15 protein-coding genes and 1 tRNA gene are annotated in these 14,657 nt (G+C 65.0%); 12 read left to right on the top strand and 4 right to left on the bottom strand.

Annotation, left to right across the window (positions count from 1 at the left end; translation table 11 throughout):
- The first annotated feature begins 88 nt into the window (after window positions 1-88).
- The 8 genes from SJY40_RS10730 to SJY40_RS10695 all read left to right on the top strand — a co-directional run bounded on the left by SJY40_RS10730 (window position 89) and on the right by SJY40_RS10695 (window position 8,728).
- Window positions 89-1,030, top strand: a complete 942-nt coding sequence (locus tag SJY40_RS10730; RefSeq protein ID WP_378946114.1) for a D-ribose ABC transporter substrate-binding protein — start codon at window positions 89-91, stop codon at window positions 1,028-1,030.
- Between the two features lie 63 nt (window positions 1,031-1,093).
- The gene (locus tag SJY40_RS10725; protein ID WP_378946111.1) at window positions 1,094-1,723 is read left to right on the top strand and encodes a DUF2291 family protein; all 630 of its coding nucleotides are present in this window, start codon (window positions 1,094-1,096) and stop codon (window positions 1,721-1,723) included.
- Entirely contained in the window at window positions 1,720-3,243 is a 1,524-nt protein-coding gene (locus tag SJY40_RS10720) for a sugar ABC transporter ATP-binding protein (protein WP_378946108.1), read from the top strand. The genes SJY40_RS10725 and SJY40_RS10720 overlap by 4 nt, the downstream gene beginning before the upstream one ends.
- Window positions 3,240-4,301 (top strand): ABC transporter permease, encoded by a 1,062-nt coding sequence (locus SJY40_RS10715; protein ID WP_378946106.1) that lies wholly within the window; start codon window positions 3,240-3,242, stop codon window positions 4,299-4,301. The genes SJY40_RS10720 and SJY40_RS10715 overlap by 4 nt, the downstream gene beginning before the upstream one ends.
- A gap of 4 nt (window positions 4,302-4,305) precedes the next feature.
- Complete coding sequence (locus tag SJY40_RS10710) at window positions 4,306-5,328, top strand: Gfo/Idh/MocA family protein (protein ID WP_378946103.1); 1,023 nt, start codon at window positions 4,306-4,308, stop codon at window positions 5,326-5,328.
- Window positions 5,328-7,097, top strand: coding sequence for a hypothetical protein (locus SJY40_RS10705; protein ID WP_378948386.1), 1,770 nt, complete (start codon window positions 5,328-5,330; stop codon window positions 7,095-7,097). Before SJY40_RS10710 ends, SJY40_RS10705 begins: the two co-directional genes overlap by 1 nt.
- Before the next feature lie 23 nt (window positions 7,098-7,120).
- The gene (gene nanR, locus SJY40_RS10700) at window positions 7,121-7,846 is read left to right on the top strand and encodes a transcriptional regulator NanR (RefSeq protein WP_378946101.1); all 726 of its coding nucleotides are present in this window, start codon (window positions 7,121-7,123) and stop codon (window positions 7,844-7,846) included.
- Window positions 7,847-7,870: 24 nt separating this feature from the next.
- Window positions 7,871-8,728, top strand: a complete 858-nt coding sequence (locus SJY40_RS10695) for an exonuclease domain-containing protein (RefSeq protein ID WP_378946098.1) — start codon at window positions 7,871-7,873, stop codon at window positions 8,726-8,728.
- An 8-nt stretch (window positions 8,729-8,736) separates the two neighbouring features.
- Here the strand turns inward: SJY40_RS10695 and SJY40_RS10690 are convergent.
- Together SJY40_RS10690 and SJY40_RS10685 are read right to left on the bottom strand one after the other, a co-directional pair.
- A tRNA-Gly gene (locus SJY40_RS10690) sits at window positions 8,737-8,810 on the bottom strand.
- A gap of 45 nt (window positions 8,811-8,855) precedes the next feature.
- Entirely contained in the window at window positions 8,856-9,308 is a 453-nt protein-coding gene (locus SJY40_RS10685) for a nucleoside deaminase (protein ID WP_378946095.1), read from the bottom strand.
- 118 nt (window positions 9,309-9,426) lie between these two features.
- On the opposite strand from SJY40_RS10685, the gene SJY40_RS10680 reads away from it, so the two are divergent.
- Window positions 9,427-11,109: a pseudouridine synthase gene (locus SJY40_RS10680; RefSeq protein ID WP_378946093.1), complete on the top strand. Its 1,683-nt coding sequence runs from the start codon at window positions 9,427-9,429 to the stop codon at window positions 11,107-11,109.
- A 34-nt stretch (window positions 11,110-11,143) separates the two neighbouring features.
- On the opposite strand, the gene hemP is transcribed toward SJY40_RS10680, so the two are convergent.
- Together hemP and SJY40_RS10670 are read right to left on the bottom strand one after the other, a co-directional pair.
- The gene (hemP, locus tag SJY40_RS10675; protein ID WP_378946090.1) at window positions 11,144-11,323 is read right to left on the bottom strand and encodes a hemin uptake protein HemP; all 180 of its coding nucleotides are present in this window, start codon (window positions 11,321-11,323) and stop codon (window positions 11,144-11,146) included.
- Window positions 11,324-11,462: 139 nt separating this feature from the next.
- Complete coding sequence (locus tag SJY40_RS10670) at window positions 11,463-12,413, bottom strand: zinc ABC transporter substrate-binding protein (protein WP_378946088.1); 951 nt, start codon at window positions 12,411-12,413, stop codon at window positions 11,463-11,465.
- A gap of 111 nt (window positions 12,414-12,524) precedes the next feature.
- Here SJY40_RS10670 and SJY40_RS10665 point away from each other — a divergent pair, with 111 nt between their 5' ends.
- Genes SJY40_RS10665 through SJY40_RS10655 form a run of 3 tightly spaced genes read left to right on the top strand, consistent with a single transcriptional unit; the run spans window position 12,525 to window position 14,577 of the window.
- A complete protein-coding gene (locus SJY40_RS10665) occupies window positions 12,525-13,028 on the top strand; it encodes a Fur family transcriptional regulator (RefSeq protein WP_378946085.1) in 504 nt (167 codons plus the stop codon).
- Window positions 13,022-13,777, top strand: coding sequence for a metal ABC transporter ATP-binding protein (locus SJY40_RS10660; RefSeq protein WP_378946082.1), 756 nt, complete (start codon window positions 13,022-13,024; stop codon window positions 13,775-13,777). Before SJY40_RS10665 ends, SJY40_RS10660 begins: the two co-directional genes overlap by 7 nt.
- 17 nt (window positions 13,778-13,794) lie before the next feature.
- Window positions 13,795-14,577, top strand: coding sequence for a metal ABC transporter permease (locus tag SJY40_RS10655; protein WP_378946080.1), 783 nt, complete (start codon window positions 13,795-13,797; stop codon window positions 14,575-14,577).
- Window positions 14,578-14,657 lie beyond the last annotated feature (80 nt).

The raw sequence follows: 14,657 nt of genomic DNA, 5'->3' as shown, positions 1-14,657 counted from the left end.
CCTGTTGACATGATGATGATTCGTGACCAGCATTCGAACGGTCAGAGAGGAACGGGCAGCAAGCCCGGCTGACCACAGGGAGGAAAACATGACATTGAAATCCAGGCTGATCAGTTCAGCCATCGGGCTTAGCATGGCCATCGCCATGCCTGCCCTTGCCAATGCCGAGGGTCTGATCGCCATCCTGACCCCCAGCCACGACAACCCCTTTTTCAAGGCCGAGGCCGTGGGTGCGGAAAAGCGCGCACAAGAGCTTGGCTATGAAACCGTTGTCATGGTCCATGACGACGACCCCAACAAACAGTCCGAGCTGTACAACACCGCCGTCGCGCGCGGCGCCAAGGCGATCATTCTGGACAATGCCGGCGCCGATGCCACGGTCGCCGCCGTCCAGAGCGCCAAGGACGCGGGCGTGCCATCCTTCCTGATCGACCGCGAGATCAAGGAATCGGGCATCGCCGTCAGCCAGATCGTCTCCAACAACTATCAGGGCGCGCAGTTGGGGGCCGAGGAATTCGTCCGGCTGATGGGCGAAAAGGGCCAATATGCCGAACTGCTGGGCCGTGAGGCGGACACCAACGCTGGCATCCGGTCGTCGGGCTATCACGACATCATCGACCAGTACCCCGATCTGGAGATGGTCGCCCAGCAGACCGCCAACTGGTCCCAGACCGAGGCCTATGAGCGGATGGAGACCATCCTTCAGGCCCATCCCGACATCAGCGGCGTGATTTCCGGCAATGACACCATGGCAATGGGCGCATGGGCCGCGCTGGAGGCCGCGGGCCGGACAGATGTGATCGTCGTGGGCTTCGACGGATCGAACGACGTGCGCGATTCCATCAAGGCGGGCGGCATCAAGGCCACCGTGCTGCAACCCGCCTATCGCCAGGCGCAGCTGGCCGTCGAACAGGCCGACGAATACCTGAAGAATGGCAGCACCGGGCTGGATGAAAAGCAGCTGATGGATTGCGTGCTGATCAACGCCGAAAACGCCGACAAGCTGGAAACCTTCGCGCTTGCCGAGTGACACCTGCGGCCCGGCGCGATGCCGGGCCATTCCCAAACCCCGGAGCGACGCATGACCCATGCGATGACCGCAGGCCTGGCGCTGATGCTGGCCTTGGGCGGCCTGACCGCCTGCAAGATCGTCCCCGACCCCGACCCGGAAACCACCGCCGCGCCGATGGATGACGCGCAGCGCATGGCGCAATTGGCGGGGCAGATATTCGACGACAAGCTGGTGCCCTTCGTGGCCGACCGCGCCGTCGATACCGCAACGCTGAAATCCGCGCTGGCGGGCGGGCTGGATGCGGCTGGCAAGGCGCATGGCGTCCGTCCGGGGTCCGAGGGAAGCCCGTGGAACTTCCTGCTGGCCGATCAGGGCAGCGTGGTTGCCGCTGACCGCAAATCCCGTGCCGCGAACATGGTGCTGGATACCGATGGCGACGGGCAGGGCGATGTGACGGTGCAGCTTGGGCCGGTCCTGCGCGGCACCTCGCTGCGCGATGCTGCGGATTTCCTGGTCTTCACGGATTTCCGCGACCAGATCGAATTCGCCAAACTGGGCCGCGCGCTGAACGACGCCGCCTATGAACGGATCACGCTGCCCGAAGGCGATCTGACGGGAATAATTTTCCAGTTCCAAGGCGCCGCCACCCTGCGCAGCGCCACCGAGGACATAGTCATTGTTCCGACGGTGCTGTCGCAGGTGTCGCCATGACCATCGGTTTGCAGATCCGTGGCGGCACCAAGATCTATCCCGGCACGCGGGCGCTGAAATCGGTGGATTTCGACCTGCACATGGGGGCGGTAAACGTGCTTGTCGGAGAAAACGGCGCGGGCAAATCGACGATGATGAAGGTCATCGCCGGCGTCGAACAGCTGACCGAGGGCCAGATCCTGATGGAGGGTCGCCCTGTCAGCTTCGCCGGCACGCAGGATGCCCGCCGCCACGGCATCGGCATCGTCTTTCAGGAATTGAACCTGTTCCCGAACCTGACCGTCGCCGAGAACATTTTCATCGGTCGCGAAATGACCCGTGCAGGCGTCGATATCGACATGGCCGCACAGCGCCGCGCCACGCGTGATCTGATGGCGCGGCTGGAACATGACATCTCGCCCGATGCCTTGGTGGGTGATCTGCGCGTGGGCCAGCAGCAGATCGTCGAGATCGCCAAAAGCTTGGCGCAGGACGCCCGCATCCTGATTCTGGACGAACCGACCTCGGCCCTTTCGGCCGCCGAGGTCGAGATCCTGTTCCGCGTCATCGACGACCTGCGCCGCGACGGGGTGGGCATCGTCTATATCTCGCACCGGCTGGAAGAATTGCTGCGGATCGGCGACCACATCACGGTGCTGCGCGACGGCGCGATCACCGGTGCCCGTCCGATGGAGGGCGTCGATCTGGCTTGGATCGTGCGCAGTATGATCGGCGAGGCTTCCAAGGATTACGCCAAGACCGACGACCACCCCTTCGGTGATGAGATTTTCCGCGCCGAGGATGTCTGCCTGCCCCGACCGGGTGGCGGGCTGGCGGTGGATCATGTGTCGATGTCGCTGCGGGCGGGGGAAATCCTTGGCGTCTATGGCCTGATGGGCGCAGGCCGCAGCGAGTTTCTGGAATGCGTCATCGGGCGGCACAGCCACGCGGCGGGTCGGTTCTTTGTCGCGGGTGAACCGCTGCGCAGCCGCAGCGTCGCGGGCCGCATTCGCCAAGGCATCGCCCTGATCCCCGAGGATCGCAAGAATGACGGTCTGGTCCAGATGCTGTCGATCCGGGAAAACATGACGCTCTCCAGTCTGGATGCCATCACGACCGGTTTCCACATGGATCTGGGCGCGGAAAAACGCACGGTCGCGGACTTCGTCAAGCGGCTGACGGTCAAGATCGCCTCGATGGAAAACCCGGTTTCCAGCCTGTCGGGGGGTAATCAGCAGAAGGTGGTGATCGGCAAGGCGCTGATGACCAAGCCGCGCATCCTGCTGATGGACGAACCTTCACGCGGAATTGATATCGGCGCCAAGGCCGAGGTCTTTCGCACCATGCGCCAACTGGCCGCCGAAGGGCTGGGCATCATCTTCGTCACCTCGGATCTGGAGGAGCTGATGGCCCTGTCGGACCGCATCATCGTCATGTCCAACGGCCGCGTCACTGGCGAATTCGACCGGCATGACGCCACCGAAACCGCCGTGGTCGCGGCCTCGGCCAAGGGCCACAGCACAGACAGGAACGTCGCATGACCCATACCGCCACGCAGGCCCCGCGGGGTCAATCCGGGCAGGCCCTTCTGGTGCTGCTGAAGGCGCGGACCTTCATCGCGCTGATCCTGGTCTTTGCCTTCTTCGCCTTCGCCGCGCCGAACTTCGTCTCGACCGCGAATATGGTGATCATGTCGAAACACGTCGCGCTGAACGCCTTTCTGGCCATCGGTATGACCTTCGTCATAATCTCGGGGGGGATCGACCTGTCGGTGGGCTCGATCGTCGGGCTGTGCGGCATGGTTGCGGGCTGGCTGGTGCTTTACGGCATCGATCTGGGCCTTGGCTGGTCGATCCAGTTCAACACGATCGAGATCTGCCTGCTGGTCATGGCCGTGGGCATTGGCGTCGGCGCGGTAAACGGTTTTCTGATCACCAAGCTGAACGTTGCCCCCTTCATCGCCACGCTTGGCACGCTGTACGTCTGTCGCGGGGCGGCGATGCTGTCGTCGGACGGACGCACATTCCCGAACCTGAACGGCAATCCCGAATACGGCTCCGATACCTTCCGCCTGATCGGGGCGGGCAATTTCCTGGGCCTGCCGGTGTCGATCTGGATGCTGATCGCCGTGGTCGTGGTCGCGGCCTATGTCGCGCGGCGCACGCCGCTTGGGCGTTATGTCTATGCGGTGGGGGGCAATGAACGCGGGGCGGCGCTGTCGGGCGTCAAGGTCAACCGGATCAAGATGTTCGTCTATATGTTCAGCGGGCTGTGCGCAGCGCTGGTCGGGCTGATCGTGTCATCGCAACTGGTCGCGGCACATCCCGCCACCGGTCAGGCGTTCGAGCTGAACGCCATTGCCGCAGCCGTGCTTGGCGGCACATCCATGTCGGGCGGGCGGGGCCGGATCGGGGGCACCATCGTCGGGGCCTTCGTCATCGGCGTTCTGTCGGATGGTTTGGTAATGATGGGCGTGTCGTCCTTCTGGCAGACCGTCATCAAGGGGCTTGTCATCATCGCCGCGGTGGTGGTCGATCAGGCGCAACAGAAACTTCAGGCGCGGGTTGCCTTGCAATCCGAAGCCGCAATGGGAAAGTGAATTCATGCTGAAAGGTGCTTTGATCGGCTGCGGGTTCTTTGCGCAGAACCAGATGCACGCGTGGCAGATGATCGATGGCGTGGACATCGTCGCCGTCTGCGACATGGATCAGGACCGCCGCGACCGGACCGCCAAGGATTTCGGCGTCGCGAAAACCTATGCCGATGCCGTGCAGATGATGGCGACCGAGGATCTGGATTTCGTCGATATCGCCACCACCGTCGGCTCTCACCGGATGCTGGTGCAGGCGGCGGCCGATGCGGGGTTGCACGTCATCTGCCAGAAGCCCTTCGCCGAAACGATGGAGGATGCCCGCGCCATGGTCGCCGCCGTCGAGGGCGCGGGCCGCACGTTGATGGTGCATGAGAACTTCCGCTGGCAATCGGCCATCCGCGCCGCCATCGCCGCGCTGAAGGAAGGGGCCATCGGCACGCCGTTCTTCGGGCGGGTCAGCTTCCGGTCGGGCTATGACGTGTTTTCGGGCCAGCCCTATCTGGCGACGGACCCGCGCTTCATCATTCAGGATCTGGGCATCCATATTCTGGACATCTCGCGCGCGCTGTTCGGCGATGTGGCGCGGATCGCAGCCAGCACCACCCGCATCAACCCCGCCATCAAGGGCGAGGATGTGGCCACGATGCTGCTGGACCACGAAGGCGGCGTCACCTCGGTCGTAGATTGTTCCTATGCCACGCGCCGCACGCCGGAAACCTTCCCGCAGACCCTGCTGGAGATCGACGGCGACCAGGGCACGCTGCGGCTGGATGCAGGCTATCGCGTGGTGATCCAGAACGCGGAGGGCGAGGATATCCGCGATGTCGCGCCGCCCCTGCTGCCTTGGGCCGAACGTCCGTGGCACAACATCCAAGAAAGCGTCCACCTGATCCAGGCGCATTTCATCGACTGCCTGCGGACGGGCGCGCAGCCGGAAACATCGGGTCATGACAACCTGAAGACTCTGGCCTTGGTCGAGGCCGCCTATGCCTCGGCCCGTGACGGATCGCGGGTGGATATGGCGGGCTGGTGATGGATCTGCGGGCGCTTTACGGAACCGACATTCCCCCCGTTCAGGGCCGGCGGCTGGTGGCGGGCGATGCCGCCGTCACGCTGGAAAGCGGCCAGCTGCGCCATCTGACCGTCGCGGGGGTCGAGGCGATCCGCGCCGTGTCCTTTCTGGTCCGCGACCGCGACTGGGGCACCGTGACGCCGCGCATCGATGATCTGACGATCACCGACGGCTGCACCGTCACCTATCGCGCCACCTATGACATGGGGACGGGTCAGATTGTGGCCGATATCGCGCTGAGCCTGCGCCCGGACGGGATGGAGGCGCAGGTGACGGCGCGCTGCTCGGGGCAGGTCTGGACCAATCGCGCGGGCTTCACCGTGCTGCATCCGATCCACGGTGTCGCCGGCGCCCCGGTGCGAGTCGAACATGCCGATGGCAGCGTGACGGACGGGTATTTCCCCGATCTGATCGCGCCCTGGCAGCCATTCCAGCAGATCACCGGCCTGATCCACCGCGCGGGCGACAGCCAGATCACTTGCCGCCTGACCGGCGACGTCTTCGAGATGGAGGATCAGCGCCAATGGGGTGATGCCTCGTTCAAGACCTACAACCGCCCGCTGGCCTTGCCCTGGCCCTATCAACCCGATGCGGTCTTTCGGCAGGCCGTGCAGGTGACATGGCAGCCTGCGCAGGGCGCGGCCCCGCCTGCATGGGTGCCGCCGACCCGCGCGGCGGTCTTCCCGCAGACGGCGCTGGTTCTGACGGGCCGTGATGCCGAACGCGCCGCCCAGACCCCCGATGATCTGCGCGGCATCAATCCGTCGCGCATCCTGTGCCATCTGGACGCCGCTGCGGGTCCGCTTGACCCCGATCTGGCGGGTTTTGCGCGGCTTCAGGCCCAGTTCCCCGACCTGGCGATGGATCTGGAGCTGATCGCGCTTTGCACCCTTGGCGGCGATCTGGATGCGGAATTTGCCGCCCATGCGCAGGCGGTGCGGGATGCGGGGTTGCGTGCGGCCTCGGTCATGGTGACGCCTTCGGTCGATCGGCAATCGACGCCGCCGGGGTCAGAGTGGCCTCCATGTCCGCCCATTGCCGATATTCACGCCGCCGCCCGCCGCGCCTTTCCCGATCTGCCCCTTGGCGGAGGCGTCGCCAGCTTCTTCCCCGAGTTGAACCGCAAGCCCGCGCTGGCCGGAGATGCGGATTTCGTGACCCACGGGCTGTGCCCGATCGTCCATGCCGCAGACGATCTGTCGGTGATGGAAACCCTGCAGGCGGTGCCGCATATCCTTGCCTCGGGGCGGGGGATCATCGGCGATCGCGATTACAGGCTGGGGCCGTCCACCATCGCCATGCGCCAGAACCCCTATGGCAGCAGGACGATTCCCAATCCGGACCGGGACCGCATCTGCATGGCGGATGATGATCCGCGTCAGGATGGCGCTTTTGCCGCCGTCTGGACGCTGGGGCTGGCCACGGCGATTGCGGGGGCGGGGCTGACGGTCTGGACGCCTGCCGCGCTTTATGGCCCGCGCGGGTTGATCCGCGATGACGGCACCGCCCGCCCGCTTGCAGCACTGGTCGCGGCATTGGCGGACTGCGCGGGCCAGCCGGTGGTGCGGGTCGAGCTGACGGAAGGGCGGGCAGTGCTGTCACTGCGCGACGCCACCTTCACCGGCAACCTGCGCCCGCAGCCTGATGACGCTGCGGACCTCGGCGGCTTCGGGTGGCGTCAAACGGCCGCTAAGGATTTGCACAGCCCCGCCGCAACGCCTAGGTCTTGAACGACGCAGCCAAGAGGCGATTGATGAAGAAAGATGCAGCCCCCATGGGTCAGGACCGGATCGTCAGGCGCAAGCTGTCGGACGAGGTCTTCGACCGCCTTCGCGCGATGATGGCCAGTGGTGAACTGCCGCCGGGCGCGCCCATGCCGTCCGAACGTGACCTTATGGAGCGTTTCGGCGTCGGCCGCCCCGCCGTGCGCGAGGCGCTGCAGCACATGCACACCATGGGGCTGATCACCATCAGTCACGGTGAACGCAGCCGGGTGAATGAACTGAGCGCGGACAGCGTCCTCAGCCGCGTCGATGATGTGGCCCGCATGCTGCTGTCTTCCGAACCCGAACAGCTGGAGCATCTGAAGGTCGCGCGCCGGATGTTCGAATGCGGGCTGGTGCGCGTCGCGGCACAGACGGCCACCGCGAAGGATGTCGCGGACCTGCGTGATCTGGTGTCCCAGCAGCGCGACCAGTTGGACGATGCCGCGGCCTTCGTGACCACCGACATGGCCTTTCACGCCCGCATTGCCGCCATTTCGGACAATCCGATCCTGATCGCGACCAGCCAGTCACTGCTGCGCTGGCTGTTCCATTATCACGGGCTGCTGCTGCATTGGTCGGGGAACGAGGATGTGACCCTGCGCGAACACGACCACATCATCGACCTGCTGGAGGCCCATGATGACGAGGCTGCCGTAACGGCGATGCAGGCGCATCTGGACCGATCCAACACGCTTTACCGGCACCACCACTGACGCCGCGGGCGAACGGAACCGAACATGCATTTCATCGACCGCGATTATCGCTTCGTCGCCATCGACGTCGAGACCGCCAATGGCAACCGCCACAGCATCTGTCAGGTGGGCATGGCGATGGTGGCCCATGACGGCAGCGTCGACACCCATGGCTTTTTCGTCGATCCCGCCGAACCGTTCCAAAGCTTCAATTCGCAGCTGCACGGGATCGACGCGGATACCGTGCGCGGCAGCCCGCGATTCGCCGATGCCTTGGCTCCGGTGCGGCAGTTTCTGGAACGCCATGCCCTGATCCAGCACAGCAATTTCGACAAGATGGCCTTCGATGCCGCCTGCGCGCGTGATGGTCTGACGCCATTGGCCAGCGCATGGTCCGACAGCGTGCGCATTGCCCGCAAGGCGTGGCCAGAGCTGCGCGGCTATGGCGGGCATGGTTTGGGCAACCTGAAGAAGGTGCTGAAGCTGGACTTCAAGCATCATGATGCGGTCGAGGATGCATGGGCTGCGGCGCAGGTGGTGATGCTGGCCGAACAGCGCACCGGGCAGGGATTCGCGGAACTGGGCGCGACGGCGGCTTCTAAGTCGCGCTATCCGACGAAGATCGGCTTGCCGGGGAATGAACAGGGGCCGTTCTTTGGCCAGTCGGTCTGCTTTACGGGGCGCTTGGGGCTGGACCGGATGCAGGCCTCGCGCATGGCGGCGGAGGCGGGGTTCGAGGTGCGCACCGGCGTCAGCAAGGCGCTGACCCTGCTGGTCGTCGGCGATCAGGATGCGGATGCGGCCGTCACCACCAAACAACGCCGCGCGCAGGATCTGATCGCGAAGGGCGCCGAGATGCGCATCCTGACCGAAACCGAATTCGGTGATTTGCTGACGATGTAGGGGATCTTTGGAGCGGGCGGCGGGAATCGAACCCGCGTCTCTTGCTTGGAAGGCAAGGGTCTTACCATTACACAACGCCCGCGTCGGGGTGACTTATATGCGGCCCTTGCGCGGGGTTCAAGCGGCCCTAGCGACGCGCGGCAAAGAAATCGCGCAAAATATCGCGGGCGGCATCGGCGGCCAGCCCGTCATAGACCTGTGGGCGGTGATGGCACTGCGCGTGATCGAAGACCCGCGCCCCATGCGCCACGCCCCCCATTCGCTGATCGCCTGCACCGTAATACAAGCGGTTGATTCGCGCCGCCGAAATAGCCGCGGCGCACATGGGGCAGGGCTCGAGCGTCACCCACAGGTCATGGCCGATCAGCCGTTCCGACCCGATGGCGGCGCAGGCGGCGCGGATGGCCAGAACCTCGGCATGGGCGGTGGGGTCCGAGAGTTCGCGGGTGCGGTTGCCCGCCGCCGCCACGACGCGCCCCTGCGGATCGGTGATGACGGCACCGACCGGCACCTCGCCGCGCAGGGCGGCGGCGCGGGCTTGATCCAGCGCCATGGGCATGTGACTGATGAAGGCGGCCATGAGATGCTTGTGGCAAGTCCCGCCTATCCGCGCAAGTCAGGGAAAGAAACGCTTCCCTCAGGCGGGTTCCGGGCGTAGAAGCCCCTCTTTGCCCCGCAGAGATGCGAAGGAGACGCGCATGAGCGACGAAAACACCCCCAAGAAAAACGAACTGGCCAAGGCTGACGGCACCGACCGTATCGCCAAGGTCATGGCACGCGCAGGCGTGGCCAGCCGCCGCGAGGCCGAACGCATGATCGTCGAAGGTCGCGTGACGGTGAACGGCAAGAAGATCGCCAGCCCCGCGCTGGACGTGAAGCCGTCCGACATGATCGTCGTCGATGGCAAGAAGCTGGACGAACCGCAGGAAACCCGCCTGTGGCTGTATTACAAACCGCTTGGTCTGATCACCTCGGAATCGGACGAATTGGGCCGCCAGACGGTCTTTGACGCCCTGCCGCGCGATCTGCCGCGGGTGATGACCGTCGGCCGGCTGGATTTGAATTCCGAAGGTCTGCTGCTGCTGACCAATGACGGCGATCTGAAGCGCCGGTTGGAGCTGCCCTCGACGGGCTGGCTGCGCCGTTACCGCGTGCGTGTGAACGGCACGCCAAGCGACATGACCTTCGATCCGCTACGCCGTGGCGTCAAGATCGAGGGCGAGGACTTCGCCCCGATGGAGATCAAGCTGGACAGCCAGCAGGGCGCGAACGCTTGGATCAGCGTCGGCATCCGCGAAGGCAAGAACCGCGAAATCCGTCGCGCCATGGCCCATATCGGCCTGCAGGTGAACCGCCTGATCCGCATCGGTTACGGCCCGTTCAAGCTGACCGGCATGGACAAGAACGAAGTGACCGAGGTCAAGCGCAAGGTCCTGCGCGACCAGCTGGGCGGCCTGCTGACCGGCGATGTCGAGGACAAGCCGCGCGAAATGCGTCCCCGTGGTGCCGAAAGCCGCTTCTCGCGGTCCGAGGATCGTGGTGATTCCGGCCCCCGCAGCTTTGGCGGCAAGCCCGGCGGCAAGGTCTTCGGCGCACGGTCGCGCGACGATGATCGCGGCGACCGCGGTGATCGCCCGGCCCGCAGCTGGGGCGACAAGCCCGCGCGTCAGGGCGACGGCGAACGGCCGCGTTTCGCAGGCAAACCCGGCGGTCCACGCCCCGAGTTCGGCGACCGTCCCCGTCCCGCAGGCGACAAGCCGCGTTGGAGCAAATCGGGTGGCGACGACCGCAAGCCCTATGGCAAGCCGCGCGATGGCGACGACAGCCGCCCCTCGCGCTTTGCAGGCAAGCCGGGTGGCGACCGCAAGCCTTGGGGTGCACGCGACAATGCGGATGGCCCGAAGAAGCCCTATGCCCCCCGTGATGGCGGCGACCGCAAGCCTTGGGGTGCGCGTGATAATTCGGATGGCCCGAAGAAGCCTTACACGCCCCGCGATGGTGGTGACCGCAAGCCTTGGGGTGCGCGCGACAATGCGGACGGCCCGAAGAAGCCCTATGCCCCCCGTGATGGCGGCGACCGCAAGCCTTGGGGTGCGCGCGACAATTCGGACGGCCCGAAGAAGCCTTACGCGCCCCGCGACGGTGGCGACCGCAAGCCTTGGGGCGCGCGCGACAAGGCGGACGGCCCGAAGAAGCCCTATGCCCCCCGTGATGGCGGCGACCGCAAACCCTATGCGCCGCGTGGCGAAGGGGGCGGCAAGCCGCGCCCTGCCGGTGGTGGCAAGAGCTTTGGCGGACCGCGGGGCGACCGGCCCTCGGGCGGGGGCTTCAAGCCGGGTGGAAAGCCCGGTGGCGGCAAACCGCGCGGACCGCGCAGCTGAACGGAAAAAGCCGGGCCATGTGGCCCGGCTTTTTTCATTTCGTCAGGATCAGCTTGCCCGCCCGCGTGATGCGCAGCTGATAGACCTGATCATCCAACGTGATCAGGGCCTGATTGCCTCCTTGAGTCAGCTGTTCGGCATCATGCAGCGGCAGATGCGCAAAAACCGAGGTCGAGCCGGGGCGGGTAAAGTCTGCGGGGCGGGTTGCGGTCATGATCAGCCTCTTGGTGTGGCGTGTGTATGCCTAAAGCTGACAAATTCGTTCAGGAATGTCAAAGTAATTTAGTCGGGTTTCTGTCGGAAAGGCAAGGGTTCGCCGCAATGACTTGATTCCACAGCCTTTCCATCTGCGTTTATTGATCGAAGCAAGCCACCAGCGTATCCGCGATGCCGGTCAGGATGTCGTCATACCGTTGATTTTCACCCTCGGCACCCTCGGGGCTCAGTTGACCGCCGGTGCGGGTGTTTGTGCCTTCGGTGACGGTAGTCAACAGAGCCGGGTCGTGGGCGTATTCAGGGAAAGCACAGACCGCCTGCGAAGCCTGAACCTGATCGCGCACCATCTGAACCCGTGCTGCGGATGGTGTCGTGGCATCGCCAAGTGACATGGGAACCGCTGATTTCAGTCCGAAGTGCCGGGTGAAATAGGAATAGGCATCATGGAAGACCACGAAACTGGTGTCCGACCAGGGCGCAAGCTGATCGGACAGGGTGCTGTCCAACGCGGCGATTCGCTTGGCGGCAGCAGCGGCATTGGCCTGATAGGTCGAGGCGTTCTGCGGGTCCTGTTCGGCAAGGGCGCTGGCGATGCTGTCCAGCCAAGGCGCGGCGTTTTGCGGGTTCAGCCATGCATGGGGGTCGATGCCCTGATGATCGTACCCCTCATGGTCATTGTCGTGGTGATCGTCGTGATCGTCATGCCCATTATCATGTGAATCATGGTCGTCGTGGCCATCGTCGCTGTCGGCATATTGGTGCAGGATCGTGCCCTCGACCGTCAGCAACCGCAGCTGTTGCGTCCGATCGGCAAGGTTCGCCGCTGATTTGTCCAGCCAAGGGGTCAACTCGGGGCCCATCCAGACCAGCAGATCGGCCCCCTGCAGGGCGCGCGCATCCGAAGGGCGCAAGGTGTATTGATGCGCGCTGGCGGCCCGGGGCAGCAGCACGTGGACCTGCCCCAGATCGCCCATCACCTCTTGGACCAAGGCACCGGTCGGGGACATGTCGGTGACGACGTCGGGGGCCGCAAGGGCGGGCAGGGCGACCATCGTCAGGGTGGCGGCAAGGATGGGCAGACGGGGCATCGACATCTCCGATCGGGGTTTGTTGCGATGGGCGGGTTTTGTGTGTTATAGAGTAACAAGTCAACTGAAATGTAATAAAGTAACGACGCCGCGTGAAAGGCTGATCTCCCTGTGACCGATGATGCAATCGCCGCCGCCTTCGCGCCGCATGACCACCAGCAATGCGCCCATCGCGCCCTGGACGAGGCCGCCGTCCGCCTGAAGGAACAGGGCGCGCGCCTGACCCCCGTACGCCGCCGCACGTTGGAGATCCTGCTGGAAAGTCATCGTGCCATGGGGGCCTATGAAGTGCTGGACCGCCTTGCCGCCGAAGGTTTTGGCCGCCAGCCGCCCGTCGCCTATCGCGCGCTGGAGTTTCTGGTGCAGCACGGGCTGGCGCATCGCCTGCAGCGGCTGAACGCCTTTGCCGCCTGCCTGCATCCGGGCGACGATCACCATCCGGTCTTCCTGATCTGCCGCAGCTGCGACAAGGTCGCCGAAGCCCCGGTCACCCCGATCCGCGATGCCCTGACCGCGGTCGCCCGCGACGGCGGTTTTCAGGTCGAACGTGCCACGATCGAGGCGCTCGGCCTTTGTGCCGCCTGTGCCGTGACCGAAGGCGACGCCGAATGCTGATCCGCGCCGAAGGGATGACCATCCACCGTCCCGGCACCGTGGAGCCGGTGCTGTCGGACATCGATTTCCGCATCGCCGCGGGCGAGATCGTGACGGTCGTCGGCCCCAACGGGTCGGGGAAATCATCGCTGATCCGGGCGCTGCTGGGCCAGATGGGACTGGCTGCGGGCAGCGTGATGCGCCAGCAGGGTCTGCGCATCGGCTATGTTCCGCAGCGCGTGCAACTGGATACGGCAATCCCGATGACCGTGCGGCGTTTCCTGTCGCTGCCGACCCGTGTCACCGACGCCGAGGCCGCCGCCGTGCTGGAACGCACCGGTGTTCCGGGCCTTGGTGCCCGCCAGCTGACCCAGCTGTCGGGCGGCCAGTTCCAGCGTGTGCTGCTGGCCCGCGCGCTGCTGCGGTCGCCGCATCTGCTGGTGCTGGACGAACCCACGCAGGGGCTGGACCAACCCGGCATCGTCGCCTTCTATCAGCTGATCGAGGATGTGCGTCGCGAAACCGGTGCCGCCGTCCTGATGGTCAGCCACGATCTGCTGGTCGTGATGCGGTCCTCGGACAGGGTGGTTTGCCTGAACGGCCATATCTGCTGCGAAGGCACGCCCCAGCATGTCAGCGGAGCACCGGAATACCGCGCCCTGTTTGGCGCCGAGGCGCAGGGCATGCTGGCCCTGTATCAGCACCACCACGATCACGATCATGATTGCGACCACGACCACGGCCATGCCCCTTCGGCCCTGCCGCATTAGCCTGACGAAAGACCAAGATGCTTGATGATTTTTTCTTCCGCGCGGTTCTGGCGGGACTGGGGCTGGCGCTGGTTGCCGGTCCCTTGGGCAGTTTCGTCGTCTGGCGGCGCATGGCCTATTTCGGAGATTCGACGGCGCATGCGGCAATTCTGGGCGTGGCGATGGCACTGGCCTTCGACATTTCGATCTATGCGGGCACATTGGCGGTGGCGACGGCAATGGCCTGTCTGGTTTCGGCGCTGGTGGCGCGGGGGCAGGCGATGGACACGATGCTGGGCGTGCTGTCGCATTCCGCGCTGGCCTTCGGTCTGGTCGCCATCAGCTTTGTGCCAAGCGCGCGGGCCGACCTCAGCGGCTATCTGTTCGGCGATATTCTGGCGGTCGGTCGGCTGGATCTGGCGCTGATCTGGACAGGGGCCGCGCTGGTTCTGGGTCTGTTGATCCTGCGTTGGCAACGGCTTGTGACCAGCAGCCTGAACGAAGAGCTGGCCATGGCCGCCGGCATCGACCCCCGCATCGAACGTCTGGTCCTGTCGCTGGCACTGGCCATCGTAGTTGCCCTGGCGATTCGAGTGGTCGGTTCGCTGCTGATTTCCGCCATGCTGATCGTCCCGGCGGCGGCAGCCCGCGGATGGGCGCGCTCGCCCGAGCGGATGGCCGCCGTCGCTGCGCTGATTGCCGCCGCTTCAGTCATCGCAGGGTTGTTTTCCAGTCTGCAGCTGGACACACCCGCAGGTCCGTCGATCGTTGCATCGGCCGCGCTGTTTTTCCTGCTGTCGCAGGCGCTTCGGCGCCATTAGTGCGGATATGTCACAGTAATTTCCAGCGTTTGCAGACGCAGGGAACGAAGCGGCGAAAAGGGGGTTGGCCAATATGCAAC

It is taken from the genome of Paracoccus sp. R86501 (genome assembly GCF_042466435.1).
Taxonomy (GTDB): Bacteria; Pseudomonadota; Alphaproteobacteria; order Rhodobacterales; family Rhodobacteraceae; genus Paracoccus.
Note: the sequence above shows the minus strand (reverse complement) of the source record. Positions and strands in the feature narration are given on the sequence as shown.